The organism is Litoribrevibacter albus (assembly GCF_030159995.1).
In the GTDB taxonomy this organism is placed as follows: Bacteria; Pseudomonadota; Gammaproteobacteria; order Pseudomonadales; family Litoribrevibacteraceae; genus Litoribrevibacter; species Litoribrevibacter albus.
Map to the genome: position 1 here is coordinate 365,727 of NZ_BSNM01000003.1, position 19,228 is coordinate 384,954.

Here is a 19,228-nt window from a genome sequence, read left to right on the forward strand (position 1 = left end):
GAAGGGGATGTTCAATTCTGAGATAAGAGAAATTGCGTATGGTGTGTGAGAGAAAACGGAGTAATTTGTGAAACTTTGACCATTTGGTTTGTTTTGAATAATGAGACAATACGAGCGAGAATTGTTTGTTTGTCCGGTAGTTACAGTCACTTGGCGCAGTTTATTAAAGCGGTGGGTTTTAAACTTGTCTACTTAGGTAGCTTACAAACTCGGCCTTGCTTTTTCAGTCGGTTTGTAACACAGCGCCGGTAAAGAAAGGAAAGGGCTGGCCTCACAATAGGGAGCCGGATAAGGACTGAAAACACCCATAATCGTGGGATCGGTTTCATCAGGTGAATGTAGGCATCCATTTCTTTGTACATACATTGTTTGGCTTCATCGAAAACATGAAGTTCCAGCAGGGCTTCTTCAAGAGAGACGCCATAAGACTTGAGCAGAGCTTCATGTCTGGAAGCGTCTTTCCATACAATGTGAGAGGCTCGTGTTCCTGCCCACCGCTCATAGTTTTCACGATCTTTAACGCAGGAAGGGCAAAGGGCGTCGTAGAAAACGATTAATTTGGACGATGCTGTAGACGTCATAGCGAAGCACCTGCTGAAAGAGTAGGCATAGCGTTAGTGGCTTGTGACGGAATAAACTAACGCTATCCTCTTTAACTATGGGTGACCGACTTTGTGTCTACAAGTCAGTCTCTCCAGGGTTGGCGATATTTAAGATAGTAGGCGGCTTTGAACCCCCACTTTAACAAGCTAGAGCGTATCTTCTGAAGTGGATGAAAGCGAATAATACGTCGGTCGTTCAGGTGCTTGTTGATGACTCCCCACAATGGCCACCAAATCATTTTCTTCACACCCATGGCCGATTGGGCGGCGTCTTGATGGATAACCAGAACCGACATCTGCAGATCGTTATATTTGGGCTGAACAAATGAGTAGGGGGTCAGTTTGAATCCAATGGATTGATAGAGTTTGAGCAAATACTTGTCTGAACTGGCAATGATGTACTCTTTGTTGAGCATCATGGTCAGCATGTAAATCTGCTCAAAAATACCATGAAGGATATCGGTATCCCGATAGTCAGGATGTAGGCAGAGCGCTGCAACCTCAATGGTTTTATTAGCCGGTGGCAGCTCAATCGGGTTGTCGTCATCAAAGAAGGTTTGAATCTCGAAAGGCGCATTGTCACCATCGCCGACAATCATAGTCGCGCTGCCTATGATTTCTTCATTGTGCATTACCATCAGAATGTGACTGTAATCATCAAAGAAATACGACACTCGCTCAAGGTCGGCTTCGGAATCAATTTTCTTCACACCTGAGTATGCGAAGCGTCGGGTTCTCAATACCGCTTCATAGTCGGCTTGCGTTTCGGCAAATCGATAATGAATAAACTCTTTTACAGACAGTACCTTAAAACCGGCCTGACGAATTTGTTCCGGAGTTGATGAGGTGTATTGCATCAAAAACTTGTTGAGTTGATCGATCAACAGTTTAGGGAGATTTCTCGTCAGCTTAATAGTGCACTGTACTTTGCCATCCAGACGCAAAGAGACCTGGGATATCAGCCCTGTAATAGGGCGAGTAGGCTGGAACATCCCCAGAGTAAAGGAGATTTCCATGTCTTCAAACAAGGTAAAATCAGGTTGAATCCCTGAGACCACTAATTTTTCACGACTGATCTCAATGACTTCAAAGAAAGAGCTGGTTTTATAAAAGAAAGGGTGTGTCATCAACCCTGAAAGTAAATGAACGCAGTTTAATTCTATGGCGTTAAATTTAGGTTCACGAATGAAGCCATCGCTGATGATACGCAGTGATAAACGAAGTTCTTCGTCAATACGCTCCATTTCAATGATTTGAGCACGGATATGATAGGTTTGAGAAATGGATGGTGTAAATCTCAGGATGGTGACTTGTCCAGGAAAGCATAGCTCGTCATAGTTCTCTGGCACCTTGAGGCTGAATCCAAAACTGGTAAAGTTGTTCAGTTGAGCCTGAATCTCAATATCAGCAAAAATCAGGCTGACTTGGTAGCCATGATTTTCTGGCAGTAGTGGGCGATAGATTTTTCGGTCCGTTTCTTTTGGAAAGTTACCGTACATAGTTAGGCCATTCGATCTTAATTGTTAGAGAGCGTTTATTTTCTTGCTGCACCTTTATGACTACCCAGGCCGGGATGCTTTTTGTATCTGCTTCTCGTGCGTTGAGTATTAGGAGTTTTTTGCCAGCACTTTATTGTTAGTGCTTTTGTGCATTTGTGTTCTGGTATCGGTGCGTTTGTATTTAGTGCGCTTGTATTAATGCACTTGTATCAGTGCGCTTGTATTAGTTCTTTTGTATTAGGCTGGGACAACTTGCCATTAATTGCTAAAGAAAACAACAAGTTAGTGTAAAAATGTGGGAAAGATTCCACTTCAGCAAATAATAAGGACATTTCATGACTTTTTTATTGACCGGGATGTTAGTGTTTTACAGCATTCATTTGGTGCCTCATTTGAGGAGCGTAAGAGGGCAGTTAACAAATCAACTTGGCTTTAAGACGTACCATACTGCATTCATTCTCTGGTCGGCGGTGGGACTGAGTTTGATGGTGTACGGGAAGTCGACTGTCGAGTATGTACATCTTTGGAATGGCTTTATGTCATTGCGCCACCTTACCTATTTCATGGTATTGGCATTCTTTATTTTGTTGATGGCTGTCTTTATTCCCTGCAACTTACGCAGATGGGTTCATCACCCTATGTTGCTGGGATTCTTAATGTGGTCGGTAGGGCATCTGTTGGTGAACGGTGATCTGGGCTCGACCTTATTCTTCGGCGGTTTTGCGGTGTATTCGCTGTTTTCTCTGGTTTCGGAATTTGTCAGAGGGAAGCGGTGTCAGCTGCCTAAGCAGCTGGTCTGGAAAGATGGCTTGGTTATTACCTCCGGGGCATTGATATATGTGCTGGTGGCCAAGTCTCACGGTATGTTGTTTGATGTTCCGCTGATGTAATTGGGCTGCGGTAGGCGTACTCACTCCTTAATTCTATTCTTAATTGTTTTGCTCTCTCGATTAGTCATGGCCTCGATTCGTCATGCCCTCGATTCCTCAGCGCCTTTTATTTTTCAGTAAGCCAATGGTGCGGTTGGGTTGAGGCGCCCCCTCAATCAGAGACAGGGGGATAGGATAGATTCCTGAATCGAGAGTGCTTGGTGTCACCGGTGAAATGGTGATGCCATACCCCGAAGCTACCAAGCTCAATGCCCAATCGTCGTTACTGACGGACGCTTGAATCTTGATCTGCTCAAACAGTTTCAGCTGATGAAGCAAATGATCGAAGGCTTCTTTAAACGGGCAATGCGTTCGTTCAATCCAATCGTATTGGATTAAATGTTCTATGGTTAGCGTTTGTTTATGCATAATCAGGTTGGCCGCTTCATGACCAACCGGCACCAATAAATAATACTCTTCAGTGACTAAGGGTTGCCATTGATGAGGCGAGGGTGGCGGATTGGATAACTCATGATCGTTGATCAGCCAATAGTTGGCCTTGGATGAATCTTGAGTGAGCTGCCACTGCACATCTGACGTATTGTTTCTTAACGCCGTCATGCTGAGTGTCAGGGCTTTTGCGTTGATGGCCGGGCTGACATAAAGGAATTCACTCTCTTGTTGGTGCTGGCGCATCTCTTCTTGAACAAACTGCGCATGTTGGAGCAGCGCTCTGGCCTTGCCAAAGAATAAGGCGCCTTCCTCCGTCGGCGTTACCCCCTTTCTGCTTCGAATCAGAAAGGTGGTGTCGAATTCCTGTTCCAGTTGAGCAATGGCATGCGTAATGGAAGGCTGTGCAACGTGGCACGCCTCCGCCGCTGCTGTAATGGAGCCCAGCTCTACTGACTGAACATAGTAACGTAATGCTCGTAAATCCATTCGTTAGCTGCCTTTGTTTTCAGGAATAGTAAAGTCTGTAGGAATGTTAAAGTCTGGGAAGTGCGGGAGTGTTTTTGCCACAAATTGATCGTGGGCAGGAACAATGATCAGTTCGGGATATTGCTGTTTCAGGTCGTGAATCTTCTGTACCTGCGCGTTATTTTTCTCAAGATTCTGATCAATGTTTAGCAACCATTGTGTAATTGCCGGGCGAGGCAGATTCTCCATAACCCCGGTAAGCGTCCATGTGGTATCACCGATGAAGAAATAGCGTTGACCATTGTTCAGATTAATAAATAAACCAACCTGACCGGGTGTGTGTCCTTCCAGACCGACCAGCACTAACGTACCGTCTTTATAGATATCCAGAGACTTTGCGAAGCCCATGTAGCTTTGAGTTTCCAACACCAGAGGTTGCCATAGAATCTCATCTACAAGATGGGCTTTAAGAAAACCGGGTTCAGTGCCTTCGTTCAGCGCGAAATCGATGCCTGCTTGCTGCGCCCAAACCGGGATACCCAGCAGATCAGGAAGCCCGCCGGTATGATCCCAGTGTAGGTGAGATGGAATAATGGCTTTGATCTGATCAATAGACATGCCTTGTTGCTCTAGTTGATCCTTTACACCCTGAACCTCTGAAATGGCGAACAATTGTCGATCAAGCCAGGACTGTTGTTGAAGTGCTCCGGCGGTCTGGCGGCCTAATCCAGTATCGAATAGCAAATCTCCCTTCGGGTGCTTAATGTAAATGGCTTGATGAACCGGATAACGCACATTAAACCAACTGCCATTTTCCACAATGGTGCTTTCCAATGCACCACTGCTGTAGCCCGTGATAATACTGCTGAATTTCACTTCTTCACTCCATACGGAGAGCGATGCTAATAGGCCGATGATCAAGGTGAAATGCTTCATGAATGAGTCCTTTTCTTATTATTTGAGCTAATAGCTTAATTGAGATAACAACTTATTTGAGATAACAGCATGAGAGAGGAATAACTATAAGTAAAATATTTTAATTGTTTAATATTTAAATAAAATGTCTATGTATGTGAATGAGGGTATGACACGGCTATTAGAGTTGCTATGCTAATCAAAATAAATACAACGAATAGAGGATGTTTTGGATGAGAGTTCTAGTTGGTGTGTGCTGTGCACTGTTACTGAGTGCATGTTCAGACCCTTCGGGCAGCGGTAGTTATGGCGAAGTGGGTGCAGGGTTAACCAATTTCTCTGTCGCTTGTCGTAAACACGATGGCTTGAAGGAATACCACAAGAAAGGGAACAAGACCTATATCACTTGTAACAATGGTAAGAAGCTGACGTATACTGCCGACTGATTTCTCTGATCATCGAAACGTTAAAATCATCAAATGATGTGTGAATATGACACATCGCTCCGTTGCTGTGATTTAGAGCCTGGTTGATAGGATTCTATAACTCATGCTTCTCATACTAAAAAAGCCTCAAACTGAGGCTTTTTTAGTGAACAAGTGTCACCTATTTCTCATAATTTAGTAAAGAATGCGTAAAGCCTTTACAGATCAATAGACTCTTTGAGTTTTCAACGTATAATGCGGCTCCGTACATTTTCGCATACTTAGGTATTACTTCATTGATTCGTTTAGTGATTTTTGCTTTGGCTTTGACCGTGTTCTGCAAACTGTTTCTCAATCAAGAGGATGCTCCGACATTGGATGTGGAAGCTGCAGATGCTGCTGATGAGCACACACGTGAGCTGGCTAAAGATTCACCAACTTCGCCCAAGACCCTCAGTCCTAAAAGCTAGTCCTTAACCCAATGAGTTAGCCACATTGACTGCTCGCTTGTTTTAATGCCTTTCCCAATGAAGTTAATTACTTCTGTTTTTATTTCAATTAGCCCTTCCTCGGCTTCGCTCTGGCCGTCGCTTCTGCCTCCAGTGGATTATCCGGCCAATGATGTTTCGGATAACGACCTTTCATATCCTTCTTCACCAATTCATAACTTGAGTTCCAAAAACCGGCTAAATCCTGGGTTACTTGTAGTGGTCGTTGTGCCGGTGAGAGCAAATGCACCTGCAGTTTGATTTTGCCGTTGGCGATGCTGGGCGTGTCGGTTTGGCCGAACATTTCTTGAAGCTTTACCGCGAGTACTGGCGGGTTCTGTGAGTAATCAATTTTGATGTTTGAGCCGGATGGCACACGAATTCGCTCTGGGGCCTGTTCGTCCAGCTCTTTCGGCAGAGGCCACGGCAGTCGAGCGGTGAGGATGTTTTTCAGGTCTAATTTTTTAAAGTGATTGATATGGCTGACGTCAGAGAGATAAGGCGCTAACCAGTCTTGTAGAGAGTCTAACAACCCTTGCTCGGACATATCAGGCCAACTGGTTTCCTGATTTATTTCTTGATCGATAGAGATAGAACGAAGCAGTTCAATGCGCTGGCACCAGCTTTTTATTTCAGGCGTCCAGGTTAATAGATTCAAGCCCTTGGCTTTTACGAAGTTTAATAGCGCGGTCTGTTTTTGTTCTTGCGGAATCGTGGAAAGAGGCTTTGTTTCGCAGACCAATTTGCCTATGGTTTCTCTTTGTTCAGCTAACAAGCGTTCATCTTTGTTCGACCATTCCACAGCTACCGTCTCGTTAAACAGGGACGGCTCTACGAGTTTTAGCGCTTCGAGATTCAATGGTGAGGCCAAGAATATTCGGTCAGAGGTTTGGCCGGATTGCCCCCCTAACTGAGCAACCGCAAGATACGTTTCCTTGGTTAAAGGATCGGAAGTCGGAATCTGTGCCTGTCGGCCATTGCTTAATTTATAAGAGGTCAGGTTGGAAGGCGAAAGCTTGTCGGTCAGCTGGTGTTCTTGGGTTCTTTGAGCAATGCGATCAGGGTAGGCTAATGCCGTTAACATTCCAGCCAGGTCGTTTGAATCTACTTGGATCTTGGAAGCGTCGGATGATTGCACGCGCTTTAGCTGTTGTTCAAATTGGTGAGAGAGCTGTTTTATACGTTTTATCAAAGGCGAATTGGCTTGACCTGTTTCACCGTTTAGCAAAACCAACCGTTGGGTTAATTCACAATTACCTTTGATAGGATCTCGTTCTGATAATAAAGCGGCTAAACGGCAAGCGGTTTCAGTGGGCGATTTTGCTGAGTCACTGCTTAGCGATTGGCTTTTAATCAACATGTGCGCCAATCGGGGATGCATTGCAAGTTGTGTCATTGCCGTGCCGTGGTCGGTTAATGCGGATGCTTCCGGGGTAATGGCTTCCAGTTGGATCAACAGGTCTGTGGCTTGGTTGTATGCAGAGGTTTTAGGAGGTGTGAGCCAATCCAGTTCACTTGGGTCATTGATGCCCCATTGAATGAGTTGCAATGCCACAGGTGCAAGATCGGCCTGATCAATTTCCGGCGCAGCAAAATTTGCCAGACTTTGATGTTGTTCTTCACCCCAGAGTCGATAGCAAACGCCAGGTTCCAGACGTCCTGCACGACCAGCCCTTTGTTTGGCGGAGGCTTTGGAGACTCGTTCGGTTTTAAGGCGAGTCATGGCGTTTTTTGGATCGTACTCCGGTACACGAGCAAGCCCCGAATCAATGACCACCCGGACGCCTTCAATGGTTAAACTGGTTTCGGCAATGCTGGTAGTCAGTACGATTTTTCGTGTGCCTTGTGGTGCGGGTTCAATGGCTTTACGTTGTTCGCTGAGCGACAGTGCACCATACAAAGGGGTAATGGTTAGGTGTTGATCATTGCCTAGAATTTGAGACAGTTGTTGCTGAACCGAGATAATTTCCCGTTGGCCAGGTAAAAATACCAGAATGCTGCCGGTTTGATCGGCTAGTGCTTGCTCGACACATTGGCTTACCTGATCGATCAAGGCTTGATGTTTCGCATGATTGCTGTATTGAAAGCGGCTTTGATTTGTCTGTAAAGGCGCTTTGGAAGAGGAGGCATTCCAGATAATATCTACCGGATAAGCTCGACCTTCACTGGACAGAATGGGGCAGGTGTCTTCACTGGTGCTTTCGATGTAGCTTTGTATCTGTGTGCCATCCAGGGTTGCGGACATTACAACGACTTTCAGAGGATGTTCTCTCAATTCACCGAAGAGTTGTCGGCCTTGAAGTGTTAAAGCCAAACCCAAGTCGCCATCGAGACTGCGTTCGTGAAATTCATCGAAAATGACAGCGGCAACGCCATCCAACGATGGGTCATCTAGCAGCATTCGATTGAGTACCCCTTCGGTGATGACCTCGATGCGGGTTTTGTCTGAGACCTTCTTATCCATTCGAACACGATAGCCGACCGTTTCCCCTACGGTTTCATTCAACAGCTGCGCCATACGCTCTGCGGCCTGCCGAGCTGCAATCCGTCGAGGTTCGAGCATCAAGATCTTGCCTGTCTCTATCCAAGCGCGTTCCGTGCCTTTCGTATCCAGTAATGCCAAAGGAACCACTGTCGTTTTACCTGCCCCAGGTGCCGCTTCGATGATGAGTTGATCGTGTGAAGTCAGTGCATCTTTTATGGCTGGCAACAAGGTGCTAATAGGTAGATCAATGTTAGATAGATCTATGGCGGGTAATTCGATTCGCGGTATAGACATAGATTGATAAACAGTTTGAGGACAATGATTGGGGGTATATTAATGTCTGGGCTTGGGATTAAAAGCCCTTTGTGGTATTTACCCCACTGTAAAGAATTGGTTGAGTTTAGAAATAGATGAATAAGGATGGTTTGTGAGTAATGAAATTGAGCTTCGTACCTATCAAGAAGGCGATGACGTTATCGCCATTGCGGATTTGTTTTTTGAGAGTATTCACGCCATAGATGACGCAATTTACTCGCCACAACAAAAGGCGGTTTGGGCGCCTGAACCACCGAAGTACGACTATTGGGCCACACACTTAAAACCGTCAAAGACTTTACTGGCTTTTAAGGAAAATAGACTTGCTGGTTTCATGGAACTTGAGATTAATGAGTTAGATCGAACCGGCTATATCGATTGTTTTTACGTGCACTCTCAGTTTCAGGGGCAGGGCATCGGGAAAACGATGTTTGAGGCTATCTTGTCTCGCGCTCATGAGCACCAATTGTCTACCTTGTATGTGGATGCTTCACTTGTGGCAAGGCCGGTATTTGAACGTCAGGGCTTTACCGTAATTAAAGAGAATCAGGTCGTTCGACAAGGTGTTAGCCTGACTAACTTTTCTATGGAAAAGCATCTGGCTTAAGTGCTCCTTGCTCTCTCTATAAAAATGGCTGTCTGTCCATTCTCGTGTCCATTTTGTGTGGTCCATTCCTGACAAAATTTCCTAGAATGTTGCATATTTCTTGATAAATATTGCCTATTCCTGCAAATAATAGCGGTTGCGTCCTGCGGGTGCTTGGTTCTCGTTTATGCTTAACTGGAATCGATGGTTAGGAATGTATTTTTTCCAGCAAGGTTTATCGGGGTGATTATGGTTAGTTTCGGGATGAGAATGCAGTCTTATGCTGATTTTAAAGGCTTAAATACGCTGGAAGGTCATTGTGAGACCATCATTCCGGGGGTGTGTTTTTATCGTGCAAGCGAAGGCAGTGGCCGCGTGCCTTTGGTCTATCAGTCCGGGATTATCTTCATGGGGCAGGGACATAAACAAATCCATCTGGGGGAACAAAACGTTCGTTATGGCCCAGGCGACTATCTGGTGATTGGCGTGCCTTTGCCATTGGAATGTGAAGCCTTTGCCGAAGACGATAAACCCATTCTTGGGTTATCTATCAACGTAGACAGCCAGCTGTTGCACCGTTTAGTCAGTGAACTTTCTAAAGACTCGTTAGGGAACCCTCATTATTCCAAACATGATCCGAATCTAGATCTTGGTTTAACTTCTGAAAGCATGAGCTCTGAGTTGACGGAAGCTTTCGATCGTTTGTTGAATGCGCTGCTCTCGGATACCGATGCCCGCATTCTTGGACCAGCGATTGTTGAGGAAATCATCTATCGTATTTTGACCGGGCCAAACGGTCATGTCTTGTTTGACTTAGCTAAGCATGATGGGCACTACGCACGAATCGCCCGGGTTCTGAATTTGATGCATCGTGAGTACGCTGAACCCATTACGGTGGAAAGCTTGGCGGAAAAGGCCAATATGAGTTTGTCCGGCTTCCATCGTGCCTTTCGGCAGGTGACGACAGAATCCCCTTTACAGTACTTGAAGAAGGTCCGACTCACCAAGGCTAAAGAACTGATTGTGGCAGAAGGCAAGCGCGCGAACGATGCTGCACTGCTCGTCGGCTATACCAGCCCGTCTCAGTTCAGTCGTGAATTTAAACGGCACTTTAATTCAACCCCCAAATCACTGGCGAAATCGGAAGCTTAGACTTTGGGGCAGGGCGCTTAGACTTAGAGGCAGGGCGCTTAGACTCAAATAGTTGTTTCCGACGGCTCATTCATCGACCGCTGTTTATCGATAACTCAGGTGAGCGTTCAGTGTTTGAATGAGCTTGTTCAGTTCGATGGGTTTCGTCAGATAACCGGAATAGCCTCGCTCTTGCAGCTCCATCGCGGAATTACCAAAGACGTTTGCGCTGAACGCTATGATCGGCGTTTTCGGTTGAATGTGTTTGATGCGATCAGCCACTTCGTCACCGGAGAGATCAGGTAACTGTAAATCCATCATAATTAGGTCGTAGTGGTGCTGTTTCGCCACCTCAATGGCATCTTCGCCTGTGCCGACAACTTCCAGAGGGCAATTCATGGATTCGAAAATCGCTTTAGCCACTTCTTGATTCAATACTGTGTCTTCCACCAGAAGTATGCGTCGTTTGGATGGGGTAAATTGCAGTTTGGAGTCTGATATAACCGGTGGTTCGGATTCATCGGGTAAGGGTAGAACGGGGAATGATACCTGGAATGTGGTGCCTTGCCCTAAGGTACTACTGACCTGAATGCTGCCTTCCAGCAAATCCACCAATCCTTTGGTAATCGAAAGGCCAAGCCCTGTTCCTTCTCTACATTTGTTCCTGCCTACTTGCAGAAACTTATTAAAGAGTTTTTGCTGATCGGCGTCAGAAATACCGATGCCTTGATCAATCACTTTAATGTGGAATTGGTCGTTGTAATTCACTTCCACACACACAAACTTACCCGCCTCGGTGAACTTAATGCTGTTGTTGATCAAGTTGATCATGATCTGCGCAAGTTTGTAATCGTCTAAATAAAGGTTGGGCGGAACATTTACATCCACAAAGAGCTTCAGTTTTACACCTCGTTCTTTGGCTTTAATCATCAAAATATCGTTGATGCTTTGAAAGAACTCCCGCGTGTGAATGACCCGGTTTTCAACTTCCATCTTGCCTTCTTCAATCTTGGTAATATCCAACACCGAGTTCACTAATTTAAGAAGTCGATCGCCACTGATTTGGATGTTTCGAATGTATTGTTTGTACTTTTCCGCCACATTCAAAGACTCTGCCTTTTGGCTGAGAATATTGCTGAAGCCGATGATTGCATTCAATGGCGTTCGTAATTCATGACTGATGTTGGCCAAAAAATCGGTCTTTTGTTGATCGGCCTGCCGGAGCTGTTTGACCTTTAATCGAAGCTCCAATTGAGCAATGACTGAACGGCCGAGAATCTCTAATGCATTGCGTTGGTGTTGTGACAGTTGTTTGGGCACTCGATCGATGGTGCAGAGTGTTCCTATGGCATGGCCTGAGTGACTGATGAGTGGCGTACCTGCGTAAAACCGAATGTCCGGGGCTTGAGTGACCAATGGGTTGTCATGAAAGCGTTCATCTTTGGTGGCGTCTGGAATCTCAAAAATATCATGTTGATGGATGGCGTGAGCGCAGAAAGCGATGTCCCGGCTGGTTTCTGAGGCATCTATGCCTACTTTGGACTTAAACCACTGACGATCAGGATCAATAAGAGAAATGAGCGCAATGGGTGTATCGCAAATTTCAGAAGCGAGCTGAGTCAGGTCATCGAACACTTGCTCGGCTTCGGTGTCCAGCACGTCATAGTCATACAGAGCTTGTAAGCGGGAACTTTCATCCAGAGTGTGCGGAGCTGAAATCATGTCCGGCGGATTCTCCAAATCATTTCTTACTGGTATCTATGAGCTTAGCTGAGTCATTCGATACAGCAACGTGAAGAATATGTACATAAAGCAAGTGTTTGAAACAAAACGTAATCTTGTGAACGAGTTAGGAATTTCAACCGAACGACTTCTTTATACTTGCGGCTCGATGAACAGCCCGATGTTTACCATATGGGTATAGGTATGATTGCAGTTATGGATGATTCGGTTTTTAAAGCACGCGCAGGCATCGCAGATGGTTTTGAGTTTATCAATGGCTATTTGATTGTCGCGATGTGGGTTGTTTGGGGTGTGTCGAAAGCCTTTTTCCCCCAAGCAGAAGTTGTGTTTTTTGGTTGGGCCTTTGCATCAACGCTTCTCTATGGTTTTAAGTACCTCGTGCCTTTGTTTCGCTCTGATTATCAATTGATTTTCAAAGATGATTTTTTGATGTTTCAGCAAGGGGAGGCCGTTTTATGGACTCTGCCTTATGAAAATTTATCGCATATAGGCGCTGAGAAGTTGAATCATTCCGATACTAAATTTGTGCCCTTGATTGAAGAGCTATTTGTGTATACCCACAGTGATGAGAAGTTCCTGATTCCTCCTTATGTCTTTGAATTAGACGATGTTAACGCGATTCAACGAGAGATCGAAATTCGAAAGGCAACTCTTTGATTTATTATTTGTTTTTAAAATTTGAGCAATCCGGATTTTAAGTTTTGAGCAGTTGCTTTCGTTTTTGATCTGTTCTTCTGTATTCATCTTTATAGTCATTTCTATTGCTTTTATGCGCTACTGAATTGTTTTTACAGGGACAAAATTTACCGGAATTTTGTTCTTGAACGTTTTGAGAAGCGCATTTAAGTATTTGCAAATGGGTATTTATTGATTGATTCCATCTTTTCTCTAGTCTGGGTAAAGTCTGAGCAAACTCATGCGATTTTCGCATTGGGTTGCTTATTCCTTTCCATAAAAATAATAAAGACGGGAATCACATGAAAATCCAAAGTGCTGCGAAAGGCTTTCTGGCGTGCGCCGTGGTGGTGGGTGCACAGTTAGATGCCGACGTGTTACACGCAAGTGAGCAAGACGATGCGGTGTATGAACTGGCTCAGGGCTGTTATGCCATTCAATCGCCAACAACCGGATATTACCTGAAGAAATACTACAAAGGCGGGCCGGTCGATAACGGTTTAAGTTACCGATTTGAATCCGGGTCGATCGAAGAGGCAACACACTTCTTCTTTAAACCAACCTCCTACGCTAACTATTTAATGACCGACCGGGATGGCCGTTATTTTGCCAGCCACCTGCCAGCAGAGATCAGTGCTGGACGCTATGCGGGCGTGTTTGCTGAGTGGAAGATGGACGCACATGGCGACGCGGCGAACGGCTTCAAATTCAGCTTCCGTGGTAATGCCTTGAACATGGGCTTACGCCATAACTACAGTGATGGTGGTCTCTACTTCTTTGACCTTCTGAATCCAACCAACAACACCAGTGAAACCCAGTTTAATCTGGTGGCTCAATCTGACTGTACGCCGTTCCCTGAAGTGACGACCAATGTGTCGGGTGATACTTCGGCATTAAAAGGCGATGCGAGTCTTCCTATTCGTGGCTTTGTTGATCCGCATACGCACATTACCTCCTATGAATTTATGGGCGGTAAGATGATGCACGGTAAACCATTCCATCGTTGGGGTGTTGAGACTGCATTGAGTGACAGTAGCTCGGTTCACGGGCCAGACGGCTCGTTGGATATCATTGGTAACCTCTATACCTTTGGTGATGTGAACAAACGCTATGACACGCGCGGTTGGCCGGATTTCCCTTGGTGGCCAAACCATGAACAAATGAGCCACTCCGGTTATTACTACAAGTGGATCGAGCGTGCGTATTTGTCGGGCTTACGTCTGATGGTGACCGATCTCGTAGAAAACGAAGTGCTGTGTAAAGTGCAGTCCACTGTGAACCCTGGCAGCTGGATTAACCCGAACAGCTGTAACACTATGGACAGTATTCGTTTGCAGGTTCAGCGATTGAATGAAATGCAAGCATACATTGATGCTCAATCGGGCGGTCCGGGCAAGGGCTTCTTCCAGCTAGTCAATTCACCTGAGCAAGCGCGTGAAGTGATTGCTAATGGTCAAATGGCCGTGTTGATGGGCGTTGAAGCGTCTGAAACTTTCAACTGCGGTAAGAAAGACTCGTGTAATCGTAATTCCGTTGAGGCTCAGCTAAACGAGCTTTACGATTTGGGTGTTCGTACCATTTACCCAGCGCATAAGTTCGATAACCAAATCAGTGGTTCTCGTGTTGAGCATGGCTTCATTAACGTTGGTCAGTTGCTTGCAACCGGTAAGTTCTTTGAAACCAAAGAATGTGACGAAGAAACCGGCGGTAAGTACTTTACGTCCGGTTTCCCAATCATCGGTGAAGTGCCGTTCATTAAAGAGATTCTTGACGTTGCGGGACTTAACCCTCAATACGATGAAACCATTCAGCACTGTAACAAGCATGGCTTGAGCGAGTTGGGTGTGTATCTTGTGAACCGCATGATTGATAAAGGTATGCTGATCGAGCTGGATCACACCAGTTCAGACAGTGCTACAGCGATCATGGACATTGTGGAAGCGCGTAACTACAGCGGTGTGATTTCATCGCACAGCTGGATGAGCCCTTCGCGTGACGGCAGTCTGCAAAATAACCTGAAGCGTGTGATTCATGCCGGTGGTTTCGTGGCACCGTATAACTGGAACGCCAAATCAATCGCCGGCAGCATTTCTCAGTATCTTGAAGAAGTTGAGAAAACACCGTACCTCAATGCAGTAAGCTTCGGTACCGATATGAGTGGTTTAGGTTCTCAGCCTGGTCCACGTGATGATGTGGACACCAATCCACTGAATTACCCATACACCTCTGAATTCGGCTTGGTATTCAACAAGCAGGTTTCCGGCAACCGTACCTTCGACCTGAACGTTGATGGTATCGCTCATTACGGCATGGTGGCTGATCACATTCAAGACTTGCGTGAACAAGCGTCCTCCCGTGTCTATGAAGCGGTGATGAATTCGGCTGAAGGGTACCTGCAAATGTGGGAACGAGCAGAGGCTAACACCAACGAAGATTACGTTAACCCGCTGATGCCGTATGTATCGATCTACAACCGTAAAGCTGGTCGTTGCATGGACGTTCCAGGGCACGACGACAACCTCAATAATGGCACTAACGTTCAGCTTTGGGATTGTGATGACGACTCTTACGACCAACACTGGATTTACGATAAAGAACGTCAAATGTTCGTAAATCGTGCTGATCCAACCAAGTGTCTGGACAACCGTGGTCAAGCCTACAACAACGGTGAGATCGTAATCTGGGATTGTGTTGACAGCGACAACCTACGTTGGACTTACACGGGCAATGTCTTGGCAAGTAAACACGACGGCAACATCGTGGCTGATGCTTACAGCACAGGCAATGGCGGTAACGTAGGGCAGTGGGAATACCACGGCGCTGATTGGCAACAATGGGAGCTAAGACCTTTCATGCCTGTACATCGCTGGGTAGACTTCCGCGACAAGCGTTCAGGTAAATGTCTGGATGTGACCAACAGTCAAACTGCAAACGGCACCAAAGTTCAGTTGCATGACTGTAACGGCACTGCGGCTCAACAATGGTATTACGATTCCATCAAGGGCACCTTGAAGAGTCAGTTGGCAGGTAACCTATGTCTGGACGTACCAAACGGTGATGTCTCAGAAGGTGTTCAACTGCAGATTTGGGAATGTCAGGATGGCAACCTCAATCAACAATTTGATCGCAGCAACAAAGCCTTCCGTTCTCGTCACAACACCAACCGTGTTGTGGATGCGGCAGGTACTGATAATGGTGCAGCCATCGTGATGTGGGAATATCACGGCGGTGATAACCAAAAATGGCGCCCAGGCTTGAACTAAGCGCTATACAAAAAGAGGCGGCCGGTTGGTCGCCTTTTTTGTTCTGTGTTCTGAACTTAATACACACAAATGAAATACATTCGAAACAAGCTTAGTTAGGTTCAGATATTTCCAGGCTACAAAACACAAGGATGATTGAAATGATGAATACCGTATTAAAACCATTACTTACCATCTTGATACTCATCGCCTCTATAAATCAGGCGTTTGCTATCGAAATTCTTGCCCATCGTGGTGCGTCAGGTGAATACCCGCAAAGCACCGCTCTGGCATTTCAAAAAGCGTTGGAACAAGGGGCGGATATTCTGGAATTAGACGTTCATTTCTCCAAAGACAAACACGTCATCATTAACCACGATGCTGACTTAACGAAAAACGTGGGGACTTCTGACAAGATCAAAGACCTAACCCTGGCAGAAATTAAAGCGCTTGATGCCGGTCATCAATTCACCGTGGATGACGGCGCGAGTTACCCATTTAGAAATCAAGGCTTAGTGCTGCTTACCCTTAACGAACTGTTTGAGTTGTTTCCTTACGAGCGATTCAATGTGGAAATCAAGGTGGATGATGACGCGCTGGCAGAAAGCGTTTGGCAAATCATTGCCTACTACCAACTGCAAAACCGTGTTGTGGTTGCCAGCCAACACCGCGCAGCCATGAAGCATTTCCGTAACGTGAGCCACGGCGAGGTCAAAACCAGTGCCACCATTGCGGAGTTAGTCGAAGCCAGTATTGCCTGGAGCACCGGCTTTGGATGGGCGTTCAAACCTAAATTCGATATCGCTCAACTCCCGTTCTCCATCACCACCAAACCTTACGTTCAATTCTTTCAGAAGAAAGGCGTCACCGTTGATCTTTGGACAGTGAACGACGTAGACGACATCGAACGTGCGGTTAACCTAGGCGTTGATGGCATTATTGGGGATTACCCAGGCCGTATCTATGATGTGCTGGAAAGTGCAGGGTATAGATGAAGCTTGTTCCTTTTGGGGATGTGATATCTGGTAAATAGTATTAAATTGTTTTATAAGCAGTTAAGAACACGAGCGTGTCGAAAACTAGGGTGTTCTTATTTTCGGCACGTGTTGGTGAATTTGGCTGTTAGGTTTTCATATGTATCGAAAAATACCACCTTATAAACCATTAAAATCAAGATGCGTATTTCCAGGTGACGAAGAAGCACCACAAGGGTATATCTATAATTGCACAGGAAAGTTGGGGAAAATCCAAATAGAGCTTGATTGGAAAATGTTTGACTTTTGCAGACTTCAGCAAATAACACATTCACATATAAGTAAGAATGAGCAAGAGATGGATGAGCTTTGTGAGCGTTATAAAGATGAAATGAGAAATGCAACTGACGAAACCATGGGTTTGGTTCGTTTTAGAGAAAATATAAATGCCCAATCATCTTCAAATTATCAAACTTACCAATTTGCCAACCAAATGACTGTAGTGGGCTTATGGGCTATAGCGGAACAAACTATGGGGTTTGTTTATAAACAGATGGCTGCTGATATAAATGGTATACCGGAGAGCGACGTCTCAATTCCGTACCATTTTGATGAATTTAAGAAGAAATTTTCACAGCTAGGAATTTCGTTGGAAAGCTTAGATACTTTCGATGATGCAAATGAATGCCGGACATTAAATAATAGAATTAAACATGGCCATACAATTGAGGGGCATATTCTTTCATTTTCCTATTTTCAACCTCTCTCTGGAAAATTAATACTGGAAGTCGATTTTGAGCTGCAAAGATATGTAACTGGTGTTATTCAGTTTCTAAGCAGCTTAATTGAAGAGGGAAATCGCATCCTTGATCCAGCTCACCCTAAAAATTAGGGATTCAAACCTAGCAAGAGAAGGCAAGCAACGCAAAAAGCGCGTTTGCTGCGAGCGTTAAGCAAAAGGAGAAAGTATGAAGGAGAAATACAGGGACATCCAACGTAAAAACTCTATTTCACCTTTTAGCATCTCACCGCCAACTGAACATATAAGTTATAAAGAGCATTTTCGAACCAATTTGGTGTTTGGATTGGGGCAATTTATATTGGCTATAACACTTTCATTAATTGTTTATTCTCAAACGTGCTCTAACAATAAAATCCAGCCGATGCCAAATTGCGGCTTAGTTGATTAATGGTGTTGAGTGCTATGAGTGAAGAATACGCAGTATTGTCAGGTGAAATTGAAAACTGGCCTTGTAAAGATGAAATGTGCCGGATTTTGGAGACTGCTAATTTGTCTCTGAATGTTGGTGAATACGCAATTCGAATTAAAGGTTTCGATCATTTCGTATTCCGAGAGTTTGGTGGAGATATGAATTCACCTTGCATTACAGCCGAAACAGAATCAGCCGACGAGTTAATTAGGCAATCCCACATTGTTTCACAAGCGTTGTCAGCTGCTGGACTTAAGCACAGATTTGAAGTTTATGATGGCAATGATGAGCTAGTAGCTTACCATCACTTCAATTGGCCTAAGGACTGGTAGTAGAAATACAGGGACATCCAACGTAAGAACTTTGCCTGATAGTGTTTTTAGCTGTTTATATATACAGTTATGTGTATCGAATTCCTAAAAGGCCAGTCTCATGCCCAAGCCACGCAAAGCTCAGATCTCCTTGGATGCCACGCCTTATTACCACTGTGTTTCACGCTGCGTCCGACGAGCCTTTCTTTGTGGTTTGGATCAACTGACGGGCAATAAACTCTCCCAACCATTTACTTCAAAGTGTAGTGACTTCGTAAACGCCACCATGTTCAGTGTAAGCAGAGGGACCGGGATCTTCACCAGGTCCCCATATTTTTCCTGGGTTAAGCCTGCCCGCCCTAATTCTCCATCGACAATTCCTCGGTTAGCTAAATCTAATGCGCGTGCGGAAGGGTATTCGATGACTGTGATGGTACGCCCAAGCTGTTGATAGGCTTCCGTCATTACATCGATGCCTAATGGTGCGTATGGGTTGTTAGGTATCGTTGAAAATACTAATGGTTCTGGAGCGAATGGTTCTTGAGCAAGTAACCGGGAGGAAAACAGCGAGGTAAACAGAGCAATCCAGCAAATAAGGCTAATGCGAATTAATCTGACGATCACATTTAACATCATGAAATACGTCATCTAAGAGTTCAAAAAACCTAAATGTTAGTTATACAACAAATAGGCAAGTGCTTTCATATTATAAGAAAAAAGTGTCATGGATGCCTATCGATTGATACGCATTTGGGTCTTTTTACGGTATTGGAATTGGTCATTGCGGTATTGGAATTGGTTATTGCGTTAGTTGACTGTTCCTGTGTGACTCGGCATTA

General features: G+C 45.1%; 17 protein-coding genes. 10 read left to right on the top strand and 7 right to left on the bottom strand.

Going from position 1 to position 19,228, the window contains the following annotated elements; all coding sequences use genetic code 11:
• Positions 1–188 precede the first annotated feature (188 nt).
• Together QQL66_RS03455 and QQL66_RS03460 are read right to left on the bottom strand one after the other, a co-directional pair.
• A complete protein-coding gene (locus QQL66_RS03455; RefSeq protein WP_284378782.1) occupies positions 189–581 on the bottom strand; it encodes a thiol-disulfide oxidoreductase DCC family protein in 393 nt (130 codons plus the stop codon).
• Between the two features lie 104 nt (positions 582–685).
• Positions 686–2,101 carry a GNAT family N-acyltransferase gene (locus QQL66_RS03460; protein ID WP_284378784.1) on the bottom strand — a complete coding sequence of 472 codons (1,416 nt, stop codon included), beginning with the start codon at positions 2,099–2,101 and terminating at the stop codon, positions 686–688.
• Between the two features lie 335 nt (positions 2,102–2,436).
• Here QQL66_RS03460 and QQL66_RS03465 point away from each other — a divergent pair, with 335 nt between their 5' ends.
• The gene (locus QQL66_RS03465) at positions 2,437–2,991 is read left to right on the top strand and encodes an NnrU family protein (protein ID WP_284378798.1); all 555 of its coding nucleotides are present in this window, start codon (positions 2,437–2,439) and stop codon (positions 2,989–2,991) included.
• 96 nt (positions 2,992–3,087) lie between these two features.
• Here QQL66_RS03465 and QQL66_RS03470 read toward each other — a convergent pair whose 3' ends face one another.
• The gene (locus QQL66_RS03470) at positions 3,088–3,909 is read right to left on the bottom strand and encodes a LysR family transcriptional regulator (protein ID WP_284378799.1); all 822 of its coding nucleotides are present in this window, start codon (positions 3,907–3,909) and stop codon (positions 3,088–3,090) included.
• Between the two features lie 3 nt (positions 3,910–3,912).
• The gene (locus QQL66_RS03475; protein WP_284378803.1) at positions 3,913–4,824 is read right to left on the bottom strand and encodes an MBL fold metallo-hydrolase; all 912 of its coding nucleotides are present in this window, start codon (positions 4,822–4,824) and stop codon (positions 3,913–3,915) included.
• Positions 4,825–5,036: 212 nt separating this feature from the next.
• Between QQL66_RS03475 and QQL66_RS03480 the strand changes: the two genes are divergently transcribed.
• Both QQL66_RS03480 and QQL66_RS03485 read left to right on the top strand, forming a co-directional pair.
• Positions 5,037–5,249, top strand: coding sequence for a hypothetical protein (locus QQL66_RS03480; protein ID WP_284378804.1), 213 nt, complete (start codon positions 5,037–5,039; stop codon positions 5,247–5,249).
• A 275-nt stretch (positions 5,250–5,524) separates the two neighbouring features.
• Complete coding sequence (locus tag QQL66_RS03485) at positions 5,525–5,698, top strand: hypothetical protein (protein WP_284378806.1); 174 nt, start codon at positions 5,525–5,527, stop codon at positions 5,696–5,698.
• Between the two features lie 88 nt (positions 5,699–5,786).
• Here QQL66_RS03485 and hrpB read toward each other — a convergent pair whose 3' ends face one another.
• Positions 5,787–8,495 (bottom strand): ATP-dependent helicase HrpB, encoded by a 2,709-nt coding sequence (hrpB, locus tag QQL66_RS03490; RefSeq protein ID WP_284378808.1) that lies wholly within the window; start codon positions 8,493–8,495, stop codon positions 5,787–5,789.
• A 133-nt stretch (positions 8,496–8,628) separates the two neighbouring features.
• Between hrpB and QQL66_RS03495 the strand changes: the two genes are divergently transcribed.
• Positions 8,629–9,123 (top strand): GNAT family N-acetyltransferase, encoded by a 495-nt coding sequence (locus QQL66_RS03495; protein WP_284378810.1) that lies wholly within the window; start codon positions 8,629–8,631, stop codon positions 9,121–9,123.
• 249 nt (positions 9,124–9,372) lie between these two features.
• Complete coding sequence (locus tag QQL66_RS03500; protein WP_284378812.1) at positions 9,373–10,254, top strand: AraC family transcriptional regulator; 882 nt, start codon at positions 9,373–9,375, stop codon at positions 10,252–10,254.
• Between the two features lie 84 nt (positions 10,255–10,338).
• Here the strand turns inward: QQL66_RS03500 and QQL66_RS03505 are convergent, their stop codons facing one another.
• Entirely contained in the window at positions 10,339–11,955 is a 1,617-nt protein-coding gene (locus QQL66_RS03505) for an ATP-binding protein (protein WP_284378814.1), read from the bottom strand.
• A gap of 204 nt (positions 11,956–12,159) precedes the next feature.
• Here QQL66_RS03505 and QQL66_RS03510 point away from each other — a divergent pair, with 204 nt between their 5' ends.
• The 5 genes from QQL66_RS03510 (at position 12,160) to QQL66_RS03530 (ending at position 18,410) form a co-directional block, all read left to right on the top strand.
• Positions 12,160–12,633, top strand: a complete 474-nt coding sequence (locus tag QQL66_RS03510; RefSeq protein WP_284378817.1) for a hypothetical protein — start codon at positions 12,160–12,162, stop codon at positions 12,631–12,633.
• Positions 12,634–12,953: 320 nt separating this feature from the next.
• Positions 12,954–15,914 (top strand): ricin-type beta-trefoil lectin domain protein, encoded by a 2,961-nt coding sequence (locus tag QQL66_RS03515; RefSeq protein ID WP_284378820.1) that lies wholly within the window; start codon positions 12,954–12,956, stop codon positions 15,912–15,914.
• Positions 15,915–16,054: 140 nt separating this feature from the next.
• Positions 16,055–16,888, top strand: a complete 834-nt coding sequence (locus QQL66_RS03520; RefSeq protein ID WP_284378823.1) for a glycerophosphodiester phosphodiesterase family protein — start codon at positions 16,055–16,057, stop codon at positions 16,886–16,888.
• Between the two features lie 139 nt (positions 16,889–17,027).
• Positions 17,028–17,759 (top strand): hypothetical protein, encoded by a 732-nt coding sequence (locus QQL66_RS03525; RefSeq protein ID WP_284378824.1) that lies wholly within the window; start codon positions 17,028–17,030, stop codon positions 17,757–17,759.
• Positions 17,760–18,071: 312 nt separating this feature from the next.
• Complete coding sequence (locus QQL66_RS03530; protein WP_284378826.1) at positions 18,072–18,410, top strand: hypothetical protein; 339 nt, start codon at positions 18,072–18,074, stop codon at positions 18,408–18,410.
• A gap of 198 nt (positions 18,411–18,608) precedes the next feature.
• On the opposite strand, the gene QQL66_RS03535 is transcribed toward QQL66_RS03530, so the two are convergent.
• Positions 18,609–19,025: a hypothetical protein gene (locus QQL66_RS03535; RefSeq protein WP_284379376.1), complete on the bottom strand. Its 417-nt coding sequence runs from the start codon at positions 19,023–19,025 to the stop codon at positions 18,609–18,611.
• Positions 19,026–19,228 lie beyond the last annotated feature (203 nt).